Annotated in this window: 26 protein-coding genes; 24 read left to right on the top strand and 2 right to left on the bottom strand. The window is 36.8% G+C overall.

Annotation, left to right across the window (positions count from 1 at the left end):
- Positions 1 to 87: 87 nt before the first annotated feature.
- From IEW05_RS14425 to IEW05_RS14355, 15 genes are all read left to right on the top strand, one after another.
- Entirely contained in the window at positions 88 to 714 is a 627-nt protein-coding gene (locus IEW05_RS14425; protein ID WP_229753378.1) for a pentapeptide repeat-containing protein, read from the top strand.
- A gap of 224 nt (positions 715 to 938) precedes the next feature.
- Positions 939 to 1,391, top strand: coding sequence for a DinB family protein (locus IEW05_RS14420; protein ID WP_188539892.1), 453 nt, complete (start codon positions 939 to 941; stop codon positions 1,389 to 1,391).
- A gap of 39 nt (positions 1,392 to 1,430) precedes the next feature.
- Complete coding sequence (locus IEW05_RS14415) at positions 1,431 to 1,784, top strand: acylphosphatase (protein ID WP_188539890.1); 354 nt, start codon at positions 1,431 to 1,433, stop codon at positions 1,782 to 1,784.
- A gap of 42 nt (positions 1,785 to 1,826) precedes the next feature.
- Positions 1,827 to 2,228 (top strand): nuclear transport factor 2 family protein, encoded by a 402-nt coding sequence (locus IEW05_RS14410; protein WP_188539888.1) that lies wholly within the window; start codon positions 1,827 to 1,829, stop codon positions 2,226 to 2,228.
- Positions 2,229 to 2,491: 263 nt separating this feature from the next.
- Entirely contained in the window at positions 2,492 to 3,145 is a 654-nt protein-coding gene (locus tag IEW05_RS14405; RefSeq protein WP_188539886.1) for a hypothetical protein, read from the top strand.
- Between the two features lie 70 nt (positions 3,146 to 3,215).
- Positions 3,216 to 3,773 (top strand): GNAT family N-acetyltransferase, encoded by a 558-nt coding sequence (locus IEW05_RS14400; RefSeq protein ID WP_188539885.1) that lies wholly within the window; start codon positions 3,216 to 3,218, stop codon positions 3,771 to 3,773.
- Positions 3,774 to 3,837: 64 nt separating this feature from the next.
- Positions 3,838 to 6,252, top strand: coding sequence for a transglutaminase domain-containing protein (locus IEW05_RS14395; protein WP_188539883.1), 2,415 nt, complete (start codon positions 3,838 to 3,840; stop codon positions 6,250 to 6,252).
- 200 nt (positions 6,253 to 6,452) lie between these two features.
- Positions 6,453 to 7,007 carry a GNAT family N-acetyltransferase gene (locus IEW05_RS14390; protein WP_188539881.1) on the top strand — a complete coding sequence of 185 codons (555 nt, stop codon included), beginning with the start codon at positions 6,453 to 6,455 and terminating at the stop codon, positions 7,005 to 7,007.
- Positions 7,008 to 7,029: 22 nt separating this feature from the next.
- Positions 7,030 to 7,710: a hypothetical protein gene (locus tag IEW05_RS14385; RefSeq protein ID WP_188539879.1), complete on the top strand. Its 681-nt coding sequence runs from the start codon at positions 7,030 to 7,032 to the stop codon at positions 7,708 to 7,710.
- 136 nt (positions 7,711 to 7,846) lie between these two features.
- Positions 7,847 to 8,503 carry a cysteine hydrolase family protein gene (locus IEW05_RS14380; RefSeq protein WP_188539877.1) on the top strand — a complete coding sequence of 219 codons (657 nt, stop codon included), beginning with the start codon at positions 7,847 to 7,849 and terminating at the stop codon, positions 8,501 to 8,503.
- 29 nt (positions 8,504 to 8,532) lie between these two features.
- Positions 8,533 to 9,066, top strand: coding sequence for a GNAT family N-acetyltransferase (locus IEW05_RS14375; protein WP_229753377.1), 534 nt, complete (start codon positions 8,533 to 8,535; stop codon positions 9,064 to 9,066).
- A 56-nt stretch (positions 9,067 to 9,122) separates the two neighbouring features.
- Positions 9,123 to 9,650, top strand: a complete 528-nt coding sequence (locus tag IEW05_RS14370) for a DinB family protein (RefSeq protein WP_188539875.1) — start codon at positions 9,123 to 9,125, stop codon at positions 9,648 to 9,650.
- Complete coding sequence (locus IEW05_RS14365; protein ID WP_188539873.1) at positions 9,631 to 9,828, top strand: DUF4177 domain-containing protein; 198 nt, start codon at positions 9,631 to 9,633, stop codon at positions 9,826 to 9,828. The genes IEW05_RS14370 and IEW05_RS14365 overlap by 20 nt, the downstream gene beginning before the upstream one ends.
- An 83-nt stretch (positions 9,829 to 9,911) precedes the next feature.
- Positions 9,912 to 10,703 (top strand): HAD family hydrolase, encoded by a 792-nt coding sequence (locus IEW05_RS14360; protein ID WP_188539871.1) that lies wholly within the window; start codon positions 9,912 to 9,914, stop codon positions 10,701 to 10,703.
- 106 nt (positions 10,704 to 10,809) lie between these two features.
- Positions 10,810 to 11,103: an RNA polymerase alpha subunit C-terminal domain-containing protein gene (locus IEW05_RS14355; protein ID WP_188539869.1), complete on the top strand. Its 294-nt coding sequence runs from the start codon at positions 10,810 to 10,812 to the stop codon at positions 11,101 to 11,103.
- An 11-nt stretch (positions 11,104 to 11,114) separates the two neighbouring features.
- Here IEW05_RS14355 and IEW05_RS14350 read toward each other — a convergent pair whose 3' ends face one another.
- Entirely contained in the window at positions 11,115 to 12,143 is a 1,029-nt protein-coding gene (locus tag IEW05_RS14350) for a serine hydrolase domain-containing protein (RefSeq protein WP_188539866.1), read from the bottom strand.
- A gap of 18 nt (positions 12,144 to 12,161) precedes the next feature.
- A complete protein-coding gene (locus IEW05_RS14345; protein ID WP_188539864.1) occupies positions 12,162 to 12,986 on the bottom strand; it encodes a MerR family transcriptional regulator in 825 nt (274 codons plus the stop codon).
- Positions 12,987 to 13,109: 123 nt separating this feature from the next.
- On the opposite strand from IEW05_RS14345, the gene IEW05_RS26185 reads away from it, so the two are divergent.
- The 9 genes from IEW05_RS26185 (at position 13,110) to IEW05_RS14300 (ending at position 19,557) form a co-directional block, all read left to right on the top strand.
- Complete coding sequence (locus tag IEW05_RS26185) at positions 13,110 to 13,922, top strand: GNAT family N-acetyltransferase (protein ID WP_188539862.1); 813 nt, start codon at positions 13,110 to 13,112, stop codon at positions 13,920 to 13,922.
- 37 nt (positions 13,923 to 13,959) lie between these two features.
- A complete protein-coding gene (locus IEW05_RS14335) occupies positions 13,960 to 14,745 on the top strand; it encodes a phosphotransferase (protein ID WP_188539860.1) in 786 nt (261 codons plus the stop codon).
- A gap of 42 nt (positions 14,746 to 14,787) precedes the next feature.
- Positions 14,788 to 15,324, top strand: a complete 537-nt coding sequence (locus IEW05_RS14330) for a cysteine hydrolase family protein (RefSeq protein WP_188539858.1) — start codon at positions 14,788 to 14,790, stop codon at positions 15,322 to 15,324.
- A gap of 80 nt (positions 15,325 to 15,404) precedes the next feature.
- The gene (locus IEW05_RS14325; protein ID WP_188539856.1) at positions 15,405 to 16,391 is read left to right on the top strand and encodes an ROK family protein; all 987 of its coding nucleotides are present in this window, start codon (positions 15,405 to 15,407) and stop codon (positions 16,389 to 16,391) included.
- A 15-nt stretch (positions 16,392 to 16,406) separates the two neighbouring features.
- A complete protein-coding gene (locus IEW05_RS14320) occupies positions 16,407 to 16,904 on the top strand; it encodes a hypothetical protein (RefSeq protein ID WP_188539854.1) in 498 nt (165 codons plus the stop codon).
- Positions 16,905 to 17,046: 142 nt separating this feature from the next.
- A complete protein-coding gene (locus IEW05_RS14315) occupies positions 17,047 to 17,484 on the top strand; it encodes a GNAT family N-acetyltransferase (RefSeq protein ID WP_188539852.1) in 438 nt (145 codons plus the stop codon).
- Positions 17,485 to 17,511: 27 nt separating this feature from the next.
- Positions 17,512 to 18,291 (top strand): Cof-type HAD-IIB family hydrolase, encoded by a 780-nt coding sequence (locus IEW05_RS14310; protein WP_188539850.1) that lies wholly within the window; start codon positions 17,512 to 17,514, stop codon positions 18,289 to 18,291.
- 101 nt (positions 18,292 to 18,392) lie between these two features.
- Entirely contained in the window at positions 18,393 to 18,662 is a 270-nt protein-coding gene (locus IEW05_RS14305; protein WP_194434123.1) for a hypothetical protein, read from the top strand.
- A 19-nt stretch (positions 18,663 to 18,681) separates the two neighbouring features.
- Positions 18,682 to 19,557, top strand: a complete 876-nt coding sequence (locus IEW05_RS14300; protein ID WP_188539845.1) for a DUF2167 domain-containing protein — start codon at positions 18,682 to 18,684, stop codon at positions 19,555 to 19,557.
- The last annotated feature ends 19 nt before the right edge of the window (positions 19,558 to 19,576 follow it).

The following is a 19,576-nucleotide window of genomic DNA, read 5'->3' as shown; positions in this document are numbered from 1 at the left end:
CGGTGAGTTGGAGAAAGCTAAATTTATAAATATTGCTTCATAACAATATAAGGTGAAGGTGATAATGTGGCGGCAAAAACGAAAATAATGGCTCCGCAACTTCCGGTGGCTTTGGATGAGGCGGATTGGGAAGATTTGCTGAGGGATGAGGATCATGAGTTGGCAAGTGCGATGATCAATGGAGCTCTTTTCGAACATGAGGTTATGGAGCGGTGTACACTTAGTAAGATGCTGATTCGGGGCTGTTCCTTTGCGCATACCACGTTTGAGCGGATGGATATGACGGACACGGTGCTGGAAAACTGCGATCTGTCTAATACCGTGTTGACAAAGGGTATCATTCACCGCGTACATTTTAAGGATTGCAAATTGATCGGGATCAATCTGTCCAAAGCGAACCTCGGGCATGTGACATTTGAGAACTGCGTAATGAACCTGAGTGATCTGGTGGAAGCTTCCATCAAGCAGGTGAAATTTACAGGCTGCTCCATGCAGACTGCGAACTTCTATGGTTGCAAGTTTAAGGATGTAGAGCTTCATGAATGTGATTTGAATGAAGCGGATTTTACGGATACTTCGCTCAAGGGAATGGACATCAGTACCTGTACTTATGAGCGGATCGATATGCCTATGCAAGCGTTGGTAGGGTGCACGGTATCGACCGAGCAGGCCATTGGATTCGCTAAGCTGTTAGGACTCAAGGTGAAATATTAATTTAGATTTTGAACAAGACCATAATAAGAACGATTTTAAAAGACAGAATTTCTCTAAGAATGCTGTCTTTTTTTTACAGAGAAATATTGGACCTGGGGATGCTATGTATATAGCCTTAAGTTTGTCATTAATACTGACTTTCTCACTTAAAATAGTTGAAATCATTATAAAAAAGTTTTCGTCTAATATGGTAAGATACAGATTATATTTCTGGAGGAGATATTATGAAAACAATCCAAAAGATGTTTGAGCATTTAAATTGGGCTAATCAACGCATTCTAGAAACATTACAAAATGTAAAGAATGGGGGCTTGGACCAGCAGTTACGTTTATTTTCTCATATTCTCAACGCTGAACAAGTATGGGTAACTAGATTAAAAGGTATGGATAGCTCACAAATGCCTATCTGGTCGGATGGAGATATAACAGTCTGTGCAAAACTGATTAAACAAAATGAAGAAAGCTACAAGACATTTCTCGCTGAAATAACAGAAAACGATCTAGATAGCTTAATAACATACAGAAATAGTAACGGTGAAGAGTTTAAGACTTCTATACGAGATATTCTAACTCACGTAGCACTTCATGGTCAGTATCATCGAGGACAGATTAACTCGCGACTTCGTGCAGATGGTATTGATCCAGTTAGCATTGATTATATTATTTTTGTTAGGTAGAGATATCAGATGAAGTAACAAAAAGGAGCCTACTGTACAATGAGTGTTTTCAAAAAATTACGAAATGAATATGTAGTTTGGCATGCCAATCGTGTTAAGATTCCAACAGTTACATCAGGAATTATAGTTAGAAAAAATGTAACTTTTTCTGGAAAAGTTCAAAAGGTAGGATTCCGCTTGGAAATCTATTCTATTGCTCGAAGAATGAGATTAACTGGCTGGGTGAAAAATTTAAAAGATGGAAGTGTGGAAGCAGAATTACAAGGGGAAGAGTCGCATATTGATTGTCTGGTCAAGTCCATGCGTTCATTAAAACGGGCGTCTGTTAGGAAAATGACTATAATGGATCTGCCGATTATAGAGAGTGAAGAAAGCTTTACTATAGCGGAGTAGGGAAGAACATGGGTTTTTCCAGACTTCAAAGGAGAGGTTACTTTGAATCGAAATCAAACATCTATAATTATTAATGAATATTTCGAATCATGGATCAAGAAGGATATGGAGATGTTTACTAAGGTTGTACATGATGAGGCTATTATAAGGGAATGTACTGGTGCGGTCATGGAAGGAAAAAATGAGTTAGAAAACTGGTTCACTCAATGGAATAATAGCGATAATAAGGTTGATTACTGGACAATCAAGGAAATTGGATATGATGAAGTACGTAATGTAGCGTTTGTTGAATGGAGATTCAAGTGCTTATTTGATGCAAAGGAATATGAATGGGAAGGGTCTAGCATTGTTTACTTCAAGGATTCTTTAATAATTGAACTAAATGAGTATGAGATGAAGCAAGATAAATTTTTTCCGTATAGAAGAAGCATGTACCATACATAGAAGAATATATAACAACATAGAACCTCACCTGATGAAATGCGTAGAAGGTGGGGTTCTGTCGTGAACCTAGGAAAGTCATATGAAATATGAGCAATACCAATGTATTGATCGAAAAGAACCATTTGTTTTTGAGGATAGTGAGAACCAAAATGAAGATAGTTAATGTCTTTCATTATGATGCTTTTTCTTGTTTTATGGTAACATGATGAGAGTCTTGAATTCCCATTTTTATGAATATTTATTTGAAGGAGTACGTTAGAGATATGAGAACAGGAAAGAGTTTATTTAGTTTTATTTGTATTTCATTGCTATTGGCTGGTTGTGTATCGCAAAGTGAATTTGATCAAGTGAAGAAAGAAAAGTTGGCTAATGAAGAAAAGCTGGTTAGTTTAGAAAAAGATTTAAAATTAATGCGAAAAAAAGTTGATGATCAAGCAAATGAACTGACTCAGATGAATCAAATTGGTAGTGAGAATAATCAATTGAAAGAGAAGTTGGATCTATATCGCAGTGAGTCTAACCCTGATAGTAAGGAGAACAATAATTATAATAGTACACTAGAAGAGGAATATATTAATAATCTGCTTCAAATATATGATTTTAAGGCGGTTTATATGGATTCCTGGCTTGATGGGAAGGTTCCTGGGGTTGTTTTCAAAATAAAAAATAAAGGTGAGAAGACCCTTTCTGAAATCGAAGTTACAGTTTATTTTACTGATGCTAATGGAAACAATATTGCTGAGGATACATATTATCCTGTATTTGATTCTGCAGTAAGTGATTTCAAAGAATTGAAACCCAATTATACATTCCAATTAGATAATGACCATTTCTATTCTGCAAAGCTCGTTCCTAAGGAATGGAAATCAGGTGATGCTAATATTAAGATTACCAGCATTAAATTCAAAGAAGAATAGTATCGTTTATTTGAAATATCACAAGTTACAAGTAGATCATGGCGACCTATACATAAGTGGAGTGAACTCAATGGAGATTAGGGAACTAGAGAGCTTCTCAATAGAGGAACAAAAAATACTTGGTAGTTTTGGCTATATATCCTCTTATAAGTATGAGGTTAACAAGGAAGAAATCTTTGGGAGAATCTCTTTTTGCGTTGATAGAATTTCATTAGAGTCTCCTTACATTAAGATTTATCAAGAGGAACATGAGGATTATGAAAGATATAATCGAATTATTCCTTTAGGCTTCTCCAAAGGTGTCTTCCTAAATAATGATTTGATTGCTGTTGCTATATGTGAACCTATTGATTGGAATAATACATTGAATATATGGAATTTTCAGGTGAATGAAAAACATAGGAAGATGAAAATTGGTAAGGCATTAATGGAAAATATTATTGAATTAGCAAGATCCAAAGGATTTCGAGCAGTTGTTTTAGAGACCCAAAATACAAATGTACCTGCAATCGAATTTTATAAGAAGTGTGGATTTGAATTGGAGGGGATTGATTTGTCCTATTATTCGAATAATGATGCGGAGAGTGGAGAGATAGCATTTTTTATGAAGAGAAAGTTAAAAAAATGACCAACTTATTCGAAAGACTATCATTTAATTCACGAATGGGCCGGCCAAGGAGTGAGTGTAACTCATGAAAAAAACGATACTAGGACTACTATTAATATGTATGGTAGTGACTGGATGCAGAGATGGACAGTTGGTAAAATCCATATTGGAGACACAGTCCGAGTCAACACTTACTAGAGAACGTATAGGAACGATTGCCAATGAATTTGTGGATCATTACGTAAAGGTTGAAGATCTGAAGAAAAAATACGGTACTGAGTCGGAAGAGAATATTATGCCGCTGTATAATGTCTCGTCCGGTAGTAGTTTTATTTTTCAGTTTAACTGTGATCTTAATATTTTGAAAGGTAGCTCGGATGAATTCCATAGTCGGTATGAAGTGGCCGATAAAGTTGTGACTATACATACTGATCGCGAAGCAGGACCCAACAGCGTGCTTGTTACTTATAACCAACTCCCTTATGAAGATGACGGTGTTAAAAGTCAACTAACAGTGAACCCTTTAGGAATAGGCGACGAATTCTTTAATATGAGCCCTGAGGAATATTCGGCAGCTGACAAAGGGGCTTGGGGTAACGCACCAATCTATTATATTCGGGTGAACTATGATTTGAATGCTACTACTCCAACCAAGCTAGACAAGCCGCTCATTATCCCATTTACTGTAAAATCTGATCTTTCCGCTCCTAATCTCCGGTATGAAATCGATAAAGAGGGAAGATTCAAATTAGTATGGGACAAGGTCGAGGGAGCGGAGACCTATCGTATTTACAATGCCTCATATAATGAAGAAAATGATCCCACTCTCAGTAGAAAAGAAGTCTACCGTGGCGTGCCTGCAGATCTGATCGGAAGCACATCGGATACAGAGTTTAATGATTTTGCTCAGGATGGTGAAGCAGGAATGTTCGCTGGTGACGGCTGGGTCATCAGACAGAATAATAGGGTGAATGGGGATTATTATGTTACGGCGGTAAATGCAGATATGGAATCCATATACAGCAATGTAGTGCAAACTTCTGGGCTGTCCAAGCTGCTGCCGGTCGAGGTTTTAGACAATTCCACCATAAAATCATACAGCAGCATAGATGAATTACCCAAGTCGGTTCCTGTTACCTTTATTGATGGTTCCGTAGCAAATCTTGGTGTCAGCTATGAGGGCACACTGAATGGTGCGGCATCTGCGACAGAAGTATATTTGGCATACATGGTCAGTGGGACCTCTATAAAGGATTATGTAATCGTGGATAAGATAACCGCAGACGAGATGGAGCTTCTTCAGTCAGACAACTTTCAAGCGCCGGAACTGAATGCTGGTAATATTATTCCTCAAAACTCGTTTCGTTACCTGCCAGACAGTGATGTTCCTACCATTATTGAGGATGAAACTACAGGCGGCAGCTTTGATATAATCGAACGACAAATAGAGAATACCCGAATCAAGGTGGCTAAGGCTGATAAAGAGTCCGTACCTGTTCTTGGTGTAGTGAACGATGTTCAGGTGAACGCCGATTCAGCATTGGAAGAATTCCTGGCTCTGAATCTAACTGCTGCGCAGGAAGCGATTTCACTGCGAGCATTCCCAGAAGCACAAAATACAGAGGTTCTATATGATGTGCTGCAAAAGGTTATTTACCAAAACCCACTTATTCTCGGAGTAGACAACTATGGTTATGATTACAACAGCATAACACTCTTCATAAAGTATGACGATTCCCAGGAGCTTATAAATCAGAAGCAGCAGCAGATGGTACAAGAAGCTCAATCTATTGTAAGAAAAGTCATTACGGATGGCATGAATGATGAACAAAAGGCTCTCACTCTCTATGATTATTTGAATGACTACACGAAATACGATCAATCCGCGTTAGACAACGCCGTAGTCAATAATTATATGTCGGTTGATGCAAAGTTTAATGATTCATTTTCTACTTATGGTGTGTTAGTTAACAAGCTGGGGGTCTGTGGGAGTTACGCCAAAACATATAAACTGCTGAGCGATCTGGCTGAAGTGGATAATTTAGTGGTAAGTGGAACGCTGGAACATGTTCCTCATGCCTGGAATAAAATCCAAATTAATAACAAATGGGTCAATGTGGATACAACCAATAATGAGACCAATTCTGGAGTGCCTTATTTTCTCTATGGTAGCAGTGACAAGATAGCAGAAGACCTGAATTACAGCGAAAATAGTACATACTGGCTCGACGAAGAACTATCTCAGTTTGCTGCAAAAGATAATTCACAAGATTATTATGTTACACATGGACTAGACATTCAGGGTAAGGCAGCCTATAAGTCCAAGCTGTCAGAAATGTTGGTAAAAGGTGACTCTCTCATCAGCCTGCGGGTCTCCGGGTTGAATTCGGATGAACTCATGAATGAAACATCACAGGTCTATGACGATGTCGCACCGGACAAAAAGGATTTTGCAGAGCTCTTCGAGCTTGGTAATTACGTAATCATCCAGAATGAGTAACCTGAGATAACACCAAGGGATTTTGGAGTAGCTGACTGACCAGACAACGCAAGACCCAGCCTAAGATACATGCTATCTAAGGCTGGGTCTTTTCGTGAATGCACCAACGTGATGAGAGGCCGTCGTCTGGTTATTGGATGTATAATAATGGAATAATCTCTATAAACGAAATTAATACTTAAATTTGATGGGGTGAATCGATGGTAGTATTAAGAGTTGCCAAGGAAGCTGAATTTTCAGATATTGTTGATTGGGTGAATGAACATGACTCTGATTTTATGGTCCAATGGGCGGGTTTAACTTATCAATATCCTTTGACTGTTGAACAGATGAAGGAACACTATCGCAGTGGAATCAATACCATTGAGACTGGGGTATTTCTTTATATGATACAAGAAGATTCATTGAGTGACGATGTAGTAGGGACAATTCAGATTGCTCGAATTAATATGGAGACACGGGAGGCAGTTATCGGAAGATTCATGATGAAGAGTGAGAAGTTGCGTGGGCATGGAACTGGAAGGGCTGCACTAGAAGAAGCGGTGCGAATTGGATTTGAAGAATTAGGTTTGGAAAGAATCAAACTCAATGTATTTGATATAAATGAAAGAGCAATAAGATGCTATAAGAGTGTGGGATTCAAAGAAGGGACTATAAGAATAAATGTATATACATCAACTAAAGGAATTGTATGGAATAATATAGAAATGACAATGGATAAAGATTTTTGGAAGCAGAATCGAGGAATGTATTGAAATGATTTAGAAGAGGTGTTTAATGAAGACAAAGACTATATTAAAGATATCAATTTTGTGTTTGCTAGCCATTGTTTTCGGATGTGATGACGTAACAACAGATCAGAAAGTGAATTTTCAAGAAGATGTTGATGAAATCTCTGAAATTGTAATCAATACCGAATTAATAACTCCTCGCGCTGTTGGTGTATCCATATTCGGTGAGTTAGTGATTGAACCGCAATCTAAGGAAAGTATTCATAAACTAGGAGCCCCCCGTTGCTACGGATTAGAAGATGATTATAGTATTTCAGCAGATTATGATGTTGTATTTAAGAATGGAAATAATGATATTAAAATTCAAGAATTAAGTCGTCTTGAAATTATTAGTCATGGAGATGAAATCCTGAAGTTAAAGAAGGTGAAAATAGGGGATACAGAATTATTTTATTTTATCCCCAGATATACTGATTGTCATGCATTAACGTTTTACTTATATGGAATTGATCAAAATGAAGCTTATCCGATTACTTTATTCGCAGAAAATAGCAATGTTATTCATTTCGAGATGTATCCGAACGAAGAACCAAAAATCATTAATGATAGGTTTGTGTTTAAGGGTGGGTATGGGGCTGGAATGGATACAGTATCGGAGTATTATTTTAAATTTGATCAAAAGAAACATCTTATGATATTAGAGAAGGTGTTACAAGTGAAACCTTAATAGTTGAACAATAGAATAATCCAGACAACAAACGCCTCAACCTAAGATAAAAAGCTATCTGTGGTTGAGGTGTTTCGTGAATAGGATAACGTTATATGTTATTCGGACAAGTACTATTCTTAGAAGGGAGTTCTTGATGGATAATAAGTATATAAAACCGAATTTTAATCAGTGTGCTTTGATTACAATTGATACTCAGAATGACTTTAGTTTGCCGGGTGCTGTAGCCGAGATAAAAGGAACAAATGAAGTGGTTCCACGGATGAAGAATATATTAGAGGTTTGTAGAAAAAATCAAATTCCTATAATACATGTAATTCGTATCTACAAAGAGGATGGATCAAATGCCGATGCTTGTCGTAAAGAGATGATTGAATCTGGTATTCATGTAGTAAAACCTGGATCAAAAGGTGCTGATCTGGTTAGTTCAATAAAACCTATTCATGCTGAAAGTTTGAATTATGAAGATCTATTGGACGGGAACATTCAATTAATAGGAGATTCAGAATGGGTTATTTATAAACCTAGGTGGGGAGCATTTTATCAAACTAGATTAGAAGATTTTTTAAGAGAGCGAGCTATAGATACCTTAATATTCATAGGATGTAATTTTCCGAATTGTCCAAGAACAAGTATATATCAAGCAAGCGAGCGAGATTTTAAAGCTGTTATGGTGGAGGATGCAATTTCTGGTGTTTATAGTAGAGGGATTACTGAAGTAAAGAATATAGGAGTCAAAGTGTGCACAACAAATCAAATAATAGAAGAATTAGAGAACGTATTCGAAGCATGATCGGGGGAAACAAAGTGGTTTATGACGACATGAATAAAACCATTATTACTGAGAGACTTTGTTTAAGGTTATTCGAACAATCGGATGCTGAGGAGGTTACTAGGTTATGTAATAATTACAACATATATATAAATACACTCTACTTACCATATCCATATACAGTTGATTGTGCTTTGTCATGGATAGAGCATCTTGTGAATAACTTTAATGTTGATAAGTCATATGAATTTGCTATCTGCGATAGGCAAACAGGGACTTTATATGGTGCGATCGCATTGTCTAATAATCAATGTTTTGATAATGGTGAAATAGCTTATTGGGTGGGTGAAGAGTTTTGGGGGAATGGATATGCAACAGAAGCTTCCAATGCCATATTAGACTTTGCTTTTAATGTGAAAAAATATCACAAAGTATATGCCAGACACTTTGCTTCTAATCCAGCATCCGGACGAGTCATACAAAAAATAGGCATGATAAAAGAAGGTGTATTGCTTGATCATGTAAAGAAAGAAAATCATTATGAGCATCTTATCTACTATGGAGTTGTGAAAAACAAGCTTTAGTAATTGCGGTGCTATATGAGAAGTAGTTTCAATAAATGAATGAAGGGGTGTATTTCATGGAACTTCAAGAAATCAATCAAAAGTTAGAAGAAACTAGGGACGAGTTATTAGAAATTGTTAATGATCTGCGTGGAGATCAATTAAACCAACGGAAAGACCCCTACAGTTGGAGCATTAGTCAGATATGTCAGCACTTAATTAAGACAGAAGAGTTATATATCGTAGCCATAAAAAGGGGACTAAAGAGTAAGGAAGATTCAGTTATAGAGCATAAACCTGTAGAGTCGCTACTTGATCGGAGTAGAAAGTTAGAGGCGCCTGACATTGCTAAACCAAGTGATGAAATTTTAGAATCCCACGAAATTATTGAAAGGCTAAACACTTCAAGAGAGAAGTTAAACGAATTATTAAACTCGGTGGAAGATCCATCCATACTGAGTAGAAGACATTTTGTGCACCCAGCCTTTAAGGAAATGCTATTAATCGAATGGGTTAGATCACTGTATTTACATGAACAAAGACATATGAAGCAAATAAATGAAATTATAATGGAGGCGGACAAAGATGACACTGTGGGAATATAAAACCATAAAATTGAAAACTGGAGGTTTCATGGGGGGCAAACTTGATGAAATGGAATTTGAGAGTGAATTGAATCGATATGGACAAGATGGATGGGAAGTGGTGTCCTGTTTCGATACAAGTTATGGTCAAGGGACATCTAGAGAAGTAATTGTTGTATTTAAGAGACCGAAGGATTAATTGGAGATAGCTGGGCTTGGAATACCTGAAGGTAGATATAGTAGCAAGTAGAGAGAGGAAAGAGACAAGAAATACTTTGAGAGGTGGTTTCCATTAATTTTTCTACCGTTGTTCTAGATCTGGATGGTACGTTATTAAACTCTAAGAAACAGGTTTCTGAACGGAATTTGGCGGCTGTTCTTTCCTGTTACAACAAGGGAATGAGAATTATCTTTGCAACAGCACGTCCACCAAGAGCCGTTAGGTGGTTTCTTCCGCAACAGTTGTTGGACATCGGATCATTTGTGTACTATAACGGAGCACAAGTAATCTGTCAAAAATCGAATACCGATTTTTATGATTCAATTCCTGTTTCAATAACTTCTGAGATTATAGATTATTGTTTGCATGGCGATCCACAAACTGAATTAACAATGGAAGTTAAGGATGAATGGTTTAGCTTAAGAGAGCTCGATTATTCTTCAACAATGAATGCAAGGGCCAATCCTATTGTTAAATCACTGGAAGAGTTGAAACGACATGAAGCTACAAAGATATTACTTTCAGGGTTCAATCAGATTCAAGCTCTTATCAGTAAGTTTGATCAACAAGTTAATATTTTGGCGACGGATAATAACCAGCTGATTCAAATTATGCCATTGGGTGTATCGAAAGAGCGAGCAATCACAAGACTATGTAATATTTACGGAGTAGGGTTGGATTCTGTAATTATTTTTGGAGATGATCATAACGATTTAGGTCTGTTCCAGACGATCGGATATTCAGTGGCTATGGGAAATGCGATACAAGAATTGAAAGAAATTGCGGATGAAATAACAGAAGATAATGATCAAGATGGTGTAGCAATAATCTTAGAACGATTGTGTAGGTATTAAAGAGCGATCTAAGGCTGGGATACACTAATGATAGAGGTCTATACTAGTATGTCCGGAAGTATACCTAGGCACTTAGCTAACTATTAAGCAAGGGGGACAATTAATTATGGAAACTTCAAATAAAGATGTAAGAACTTGTGATAAAGGACATCGATACACTAAGAGCAGTGATTGTCCAACCTGCCCAATCTGTGAACAAGAGCGCAAACCTGACAAGGGCTTCCTTTCACTACTCTCAGCACCAGCAAGACGAGCTTTAGAAAACAACGGAATAACCTCTCTAGAGAAGCTCTCCAATTATACTGAACAGGACATCTTAAAATTTCATGGTATGGGGCCGGCCTCTATACCTAAACTTAGGACAGCATTGCAGGAAGAAGGATTGTCATTCAATAAATAATACATCAAGGTTTAAGCTGATTGTATGGCAGGGATTATACATTCCTTAATTAATGTCCATCGATCACGAGGATTCATGGTGAATTCGGAAGCAATGGCTACGACGAGGTCTTGCTCTGGAATGCAACAAATAACATTGCCACCGTCACCTAGTGCTAGGTACGCAGAAACTCCATCCTCTTCGCGTAACCACCATAGATAGCCATAGTTATTGGGATTCATCGTGGTTGATTTAAGGATCCATGATTCAGAAATAATCTGATTATTATCCCATATACCATGATTCAGGTATAGAAAACCAAATCGAGCCATATCACGGGGATTTAGCGTGAGTCCCCATCCACCTGTGGAGTTATAGTTTGGATCATGCACCCATCCTCTTACATCTTTTCCGAATAAATCATCAAACCCAAATGATGTCATTTCATAATCCGGGATTTCTTTCATTCCAATGGGTCCAAATAAGTGTTCGTTGGCAAACGCACGGGCACTTTGTCCCGTAGTACGAGTGATGATAGCTGACAGTAGATGCGCTCCAGCGGTGGAATACTTGAATGTTCCAATACTTCCGCCTTCGCCAAGCATATCTAGCGTATATTTGACCCAATCAGATTGCATACACATCTTGTCCAGCGGCTCGTGCCAGTCCTCAAATGAATAGGGGGCTGTCATCGAGAGCAGATGGCGTATGGTGATTTCTTGTTTCTGTCCATTATTAACAGCGACTTGAATATATTCGGGGAAAAAATCCAGTATCTTCTGATCTACATGTTTAATATATCCGGCATCTATGGCTAAACCAATGAGAGCTGATAGGATACTTTTTGTTACCGAGGCCACATGGTGGGTATCATTCGGGCCATAGCCATTATAATATTTTTCATAAGCAATAGAGCCATTTCTTACTATAACAATACCGTTTATATTGCTGTACTGAGATGTTATCGTAGGTTCAAGCTTTGAGAGCTTGTCAGAGTCCATTCCCAAAATTGCCGGATTTTCGGCTTTCCATTCCGTAGTTGGCCAGTATTTTCTTTGCATTCTTAGTCACCTCTTATACTATTTTTTCTTTATAGGAAAATACACCTCAGTAACCATATCCTCGGCAGTGGTGGCTTGATTGGGGTCGGTCACGTATATTTCATATGGTGACTCCACCAATACATAGCCTTCAGTTTCTACCCATTCTCTCAGCTTGGCATATACCGATGTCAACTCTGGGTATGCCCCTTGTAAAACAGACTTCGCACGAAGTCCTCCAGGCAAATCTCTCGTTCCTGTCACAATCTCCTTGATCGGGATGGCAAACTCAGTATCATTACCGGTAGGATTATACTCTGGGCTGTGATAAATCGTCATTGGCGTGCCAAGCATGGTGAGCTGTTCAGTAGCAATCTTTTCGTAAAGCCGGCTAAAATATTGTCCATATCCTAAGGCGTAATCATCACTATTCATCATCTGACGCGTATAAAGGATATTCATTGGCGTCGTTTCAACAAGTTGAACCTCTATATTGTCGATGTAAGACATCAGGGGAACTCCTATCTCTAAATTTAAAATATCATTGCTTATTTGTTTTATGGTATATTCAAAATAATTTAGTTTTTCCTGTATTTCCCTTCTTTTGCGATTAAGGGCTAAACCCAGCTTCTCTTCTGTTTGATCATCTTCCAAATCCAAAATGCTTTTAATTTCTTCCAAAGAAAAATGATACGATTTTAACCGGTTGATCAAGAGCATTTTTTTTAGTTGCTTGATGGAGTAGTACCTATAACCATTTTCAGGATTAATCTCATCCGGATGAATTAAGCCAATTTCATCATAATATCGCAGGGTTTTTGTAGATACTTCGCATATTTTTGAGAATTCTCCAATCGATAGCAAGAAGCCACCTCCTTTTTCATAGTTTATACGGACTTAAATCAATAAATATTGAGAACTTACAATTCTAGATATACACCTTGCCCTAAGGGCAAAGTCAACAAAAGAATAACGAGGTGAGTGATCATGTTATCCATTCCATCTAAACAGCTTATTAAAGAAATTGAAAGATCAGAAGTGAACTATATGTATGATCGAATGCTAGCCATTCAAAGTAGAATTAATAATCCCGAAGGGATTGAAGTAGAGCAGTTTGGAAGTTCAATCGCTTTGTATAGTAAGACGATGCCCTGGGCTGCATTTAATACGGTAAAGGGAATAACAAGTGCTGATATTGAACATATCGATCCCATTCTTGACTTTTATAGAACTCGCGAACGAAAAGCTCAATTTGAGATTGTACCTTCGCTTGTGGATCAGGATTATCTTAGGTCTTTGGCAGGCCGCGGATTCTATCAGTCTGGGTTTCATTCATCATTGTATATTGAGCCAAAAGAGTTTAAAAACGATGATAGTACGAATACGAATATTACAATTCAAGCGCTTCAAGAGAATCAATTTGTTCAATATGCGACCATTCATTGCAGAGGAACTGGATTATCAGATGATGGTATTCCATCTGTAGCAGCGAATAATAAGGTTTTGTACAACCGACCTGGCTGGAAGTTTTTTATTGCTTATATGGACGAAGCACCTGCTGCAGTAGGTGTCATGCACATGAAAGATGGTATTGCTTCACTAACTTTTGCAGCCACATTACCGGAATTCCGAAATCAAGGGCTACAACAACGGCTTATCGAAAAAAGAATCGAAGAATCATTACAACATCATTGTAAACTAGTAGTAGGACAGTGCGCTTTCTTATCTCAGAGCCATCGAAATATGGAGCGGATGGGGATGAAAGTGGGATATATTAGAACATCGTGGACTGAAAAATAACTCATTTACAAATTCTACTCAAAGAGAGGAACATACCATGAAAATCGGAGAATTAATTGGTATTGGCAACACTGCAAGAGTCTACCAATGGGGGAAGGCTGAAATAATAAAGATTTTTCATGATCAAAGTTCCGCGATGAATGAAGCGAAAAATGCAGAAATAATTAATAACTTAAAGCTGAGATCACCTAATTATTCTGGACTAGTAGAATATGAAGGCAAGATAGGTATCGTTTATGAGAAAATTGATGGTCCCACGATGTTATGGCGTATCGAACCAACAGAACGGAGCATATCTTATAACGCTAAGCTGATGGCAAATCTTCAATATGAGATTCACAATGTTGAGAATAAGCTTGTTCCAAATCTTAAACTTGAAATAGCTAATAAAGTTAATAATTCACTAGAGATATCTGATCATGAGAAGCAGGTCATTTTGGATTTATTAAATTCATTACCTGATGGCAATAGGATATGTCATTATGATTTTCATCCAGATAACATCATTATTTCACCGAAAGGTCCGATAATAATTGATTGGTTAAATGTATTAATTGGTAACCAAGAAGCTGATGTTACTAGGACTTCTATGATGATTCAATCACATTCGCTACCGCCTAATGCTCCAAGTTGGTTAATGAACAGAGTACTTCGAGAGTTATTTAACAAGGAGTATTTAGCCGAGTATATTAAGCTAGCTGATCTGAACGATAGTTTCCTTGAACGATGGATGATACCAACTTTAGCAGCAAGAATCGATGAAATGCAAGGGGAATATAGACAAGAGATTAGAAATAAATTACAGCTAAAATTAGCCTTATAAGGTATTATCCAAAATCATATCTATCTATTGGAGGGACAATTAATGAAAAACACAGCACTTTTAGTCGTGGATGTCCAAAATGCTTTAGTGTGGGCACAACCTTTTGAAATCGAGACGATAATAAATAATATAAAAAGATTAATCGAAGTCAGTCGTGAGAATAACGTAGAGGTAATTTACATTCAGCACAGTGATCCAATCGGTGATGAATTAGAACCCAACTCAGAAGGGTGGAAGATCTATGATGAAATAAGTCCAAATCCTAATGAAACGGTGATCAATAAAAATTATAATTCTGCTTTTAGGGGAACAAATTTACATGAGTATTTGGATAGCAAAGACATAGATCAATTAATAATTACAGGAATGCAAACAGAATACTGCATAGATACGACTTGTAAAGTTGCCTTTGAGTATGGGTTTAAGTTAGTAATTCCAGAGAAATCAAATACAACATTTGATAACGGAAGTTTTTCGGCAAAAGGCTTGTATGAATATTATAACTTTAATATTTTTAATCATCGATTTGGTATTGTAGAAAAAATTGAAGATACAATAGAAAGAATAAAAAATTGCTAGCATTGTAGTTCCTGATGGAAATATTGTGAGCATATAGCATCAGATGGAATAATATTTTATGAAATTACAGGAGTCGTGATATGAAGCAATATACTATAGGAATTGATCTTGGTGGTACTAATATGAAAGCGGCTATATTTAATAATGATCTAAAGACCATAACTGAAAAAAGTGTACCTACAGAAGCAGCCATGGGACCAAACCATGTTATGGATAGAATGATAAAAACGATCATGGAAATGATTCATACAGCAAATTTGTCAGCAAATGATATCAAATGCATGGGGATGGGGATTCCAGGTCTTTTAGATCCTAATGAAGGGCTTTCTATTTTCTCACCTAACTTTCCCGATTGGGAGAACATTCATGTTGTGAAGCACATGAAGACCTTTTTTGATTTTCCAACTTTTATTGATAACGATGTTCGTGTAAATCTCTATGGAGAATGGCGATATGGTGCTGGGATAGGGCATCAAAACCTAGTATTAATTACTTTGGGAACCGGACTGGGGTCAGGGATTATCACTGATGGAAAAGTCATGTATGGTGCAACCTCGAGTGCTGGGGAAATCGGACATCTGAATATGTATAGAGAAGGTCGTCCTTGTAAATGCGGAAGCTCGGGATGCTTAGGAAGATACGTCTCGGCTGTTGGTATGGTGAACACATTAATTGGAAAACTCAATGATGGCCAAAGAAGCATCATTGAAGAATGGGTGGAGCGAGATACAAGTAAAATATCTGCAAAAATGATTTCCGATGCCTATGATCTAGGAGATCATGTTGCTATTGAAGTTATGCATGAAACGGGGAGAATACTAGGGTTTGGGCTTTCTAACGTAATTAATTTATTAAACCCTGAAGTAATTATTGTAGGTGGTGGTATGTCTGCTGCTGGAGATAGACTACTAAACATTGTTCGAGAAACAACTGCCAAGCATGCATTAAAGTTGTCCAGTTCAGCATGTAAGATTCTGCAGGGCCAGCTAGGTGGAACAGCAGGAATGATAGGTGCGGCAACTTATGCCATCGAAAGACTAAAATTAGATAGAGTAGCTCATACATAAAGAAGGGAGAAATCAATGAAGGTAAATTTGAAGGAAGAGGATCTTTTGAGTACACAATTAAGTTGGTTATGTGTTAAACCTATGTTGCTCGCTGTTCGAGGGAAGGATCTCCAAACAAAGTTAGAAATGTATCAACAATTAAATGAAGGTCAGAAAGGTATATATTTATTTTATTCATTTCATAATCATGTCAATTCAATAGAAGAATTCTACTGGTTCTCGGGATATTATATTATTGAAATCCAATCATGGCATGGAATAAAAAGTGGAGTTCAATATTTTAAAGATATTGAAATGGTTGAATTGCTAGATCAAATTGAAGGACTCATTGAAAAATGTAAAAAGGAGGATGGCGTGTGGCAGGCTTCTCCTTCAGATTTAGAGAGAGATACAGATTTATTACAAGAAGTGAAGGAACTTTATGAGAAGTACAAAAGGATATCCGGAAATACAATTAGTCAAATGAATACGTATATTGTTCATAATAAAGAAGAATTTATAGAGGAAGAATAATAACATGGAATAAGGATTTTGATAAAGTTAATATGAATGACGTTTTCAAACTAACGGAAGAACGAGCGGATAAGAGAATCGTCGTAAAAGATAATGAAGAGATATTAAGATATGTAGACAAATTTATGGGAGCTGGAGTTCTTTGATTACACTAAAACAAATTTCATTTGATGACCTGCCAGATCTATGCGAGCTTTATGATGAGCTCATGGGAATTAAGACAAATTATAAGAATCTGGTCCATGTCTATGAAACAATTCAAACAAACGAAAATTATATTGTTCTTGGGGCTTATAATGATGACAAATTAGTTGGATCACTAATGGGAATCGTCTGTCATGATCTTGTAGGAGAGTGTAAACCATTTATGGTCGTAGAGAATGTGATTGTCTCTCAGCGTGCTCGGAGAATGGGGATTGGAAAGAAATTGATGATAGAAATTGAAACGATTGCGAGAAGTAGAGATTGTTATTATATGATCTTTGTATCGGGAGAACAACGGAAAGAAGCTCATGAATTCTATGCGAAATTAGGTTTTAAAGATGAGAATGTTGAAGGATTTAGAAAACATCTTAATTGAGCGTAGTAAATAGGAGGCTTTCATAACATGTACAAGATTGTATTTTTTGATGTTGATGGCACCCTTTTAAGTGAAAGTGATAGAACCTTACCCCTTAGTACAAAAGAAGCAATTGAGAAATTGATGAATAAAGGAATAAAAGTAGTGGTCGCGACCGGAAGATCACATAATTTGTGCGAAGAATTGATGGAGCTAGGGATTGATACGTTTATTACAGCTAACGGTGCGCTTATTAAATGCAATGATCAAACTATTCATAAGTCATTGATTAGTCTAGAAACCGTTCGCGATATCTCGGAATTCGCTGAATTGCACGGTCACGGTATTGCATATTTTACTGAGCGTTTTGTCATGAACGGTATTGGCTACGAAGATGAGCGTACTTTAAGTGCATTGAGGGAAACTTTGAGTATAGCTCAATATCCTGAGATAATGAACTCTTTGTCCGATGAAGTATACTGCATATGTTTGTATGCTGATCAAAGTGAGACTGAAAAATTCCAAGATAGATTTCCCTCACTTAGATTCGAACGCTTCCACGGCTATGTGTCGAATGTCTTGGAAGAAGCAGAAGTTTCGAAATCAGCTGCGATAAAAAAAGTGCTCGAGTATTTCAACATGAGCAAGTCAGAAGCTATTGCTTTCGGTGATGGTGGTAATGACATTGATATGATTGAGTATGTGGGATTGGGAATTGCTATGGGAAACGGTCAAGAAAGATTAAAACAAAAAGCTGATTTTATCACAAAAAAGGCAAGCGAAGACGGTATATCCTACGCATTACGAAAATTTGGTATTATTGATTAGAAATGATCGTGAGTACTTATCCGCTACTGGACTTTCACCCTTTGGTAGCCATATGTATAATAGTTAAATAGGATTAGACAACAAGTGCCCCAGCCTAAGATATGAGTTATCTAAGGTTGGGGCTTTTGAGTTTTTATAGTGCATTCAGTACTCATCAAAAAAACAAAGAAATTTATGAGGATCTAAAGAGAATTAGAGAAAAGCTCGGATTGCTAAGTGAGGATGAGAAAATACAGATCGAAGTCGACAAAAGTATAGAAAAATATGAAGAGGCCAAAGAAAATCCAGATTTGATTACTGAATTGGATAAAGAAATAGAGAAAGAACTTGAAACATACATAAGGGCTAATAAAAATGGTGATATAACCTAATAAGTAGGGGGATCGAGGGATGAAGGTATTAAAGAACATTATTTTATTCTTCTTTTTCTTTTGTCTGATTAATACTAACTTATCCATAATCCATGCTGATTATGATCCAGACGATTATCAGTGGGTTGAAGGCGGCCACAAAATTGAGTTTGGAAATAAACTAGCTGACATTACTCTACCTTCGAAATTTCTCTTTTTACCTACGGATGAACTAATTAGGTTTCAAAAAGAGAATGGTAATATTCCCAGTGGATATGAAGTTGGAAGTGTTCATCCAGTTAATTTAGAGGAGAATTGGTTGGTTGTATTTGAATATTATCCTGTTGGATATGTTAGTGATTTAGACTATCTTCACATTAATGATGAGAGTCTATTGACTGATTATATTATTGGTACAACACAAAGTAATAAAGATCGTGGTGTGAATAAAGAAGTTGAAATTATTGGTTGGAAGGATAAGCCTAGTTATAACCCCAAAAGACACGAATTAACGTATTCCCTTTTCTTCAGAGATGCATTTGGAAAAACACAAATAAATTATTTTGTTAGATTGCTATCTAGAAATGGTTACATGTCAGCTACTTTAGTGACTGATGTTACAAGATTTGATGATGACTTACAAACGATGAAAGAAACAATTTTACCGTTTATTGAGTGGAAGGAAGATGAAAAGTATGATGCTTACAATCAATCGAAAGATGGAAAACCTAAATTAAATATTGCTGAATTAGTAAAACAATCATTGGGTATTGAGAAAACGATAAATTCAGATGAAAAAGAGAATAAGCACTCCAATAGTAATAGTATTAGTAGAATAATTATACTTTCAGTAATTATAAGTATTATTTTGATAATTGTTATAAAATATCGGGTGTTATTGAAAAGAAAAAATTGAATTGTAACTGAGAAATGTT

Origin of the sequence: Paenibacillus segetis, from assembly GCF_014639155.1 — a bacterium.
Classification (GTDB): Bacteria; Bacillota; Bacilli; order Paenibacillales; family Paenibacillaceae; genus Fontibacillus; species Fontibacillus segetis.
Note: the sequence above shows the minus strand (reverse complement) of the source record. Positions and strands in the feature narration are given on the sequence as shown.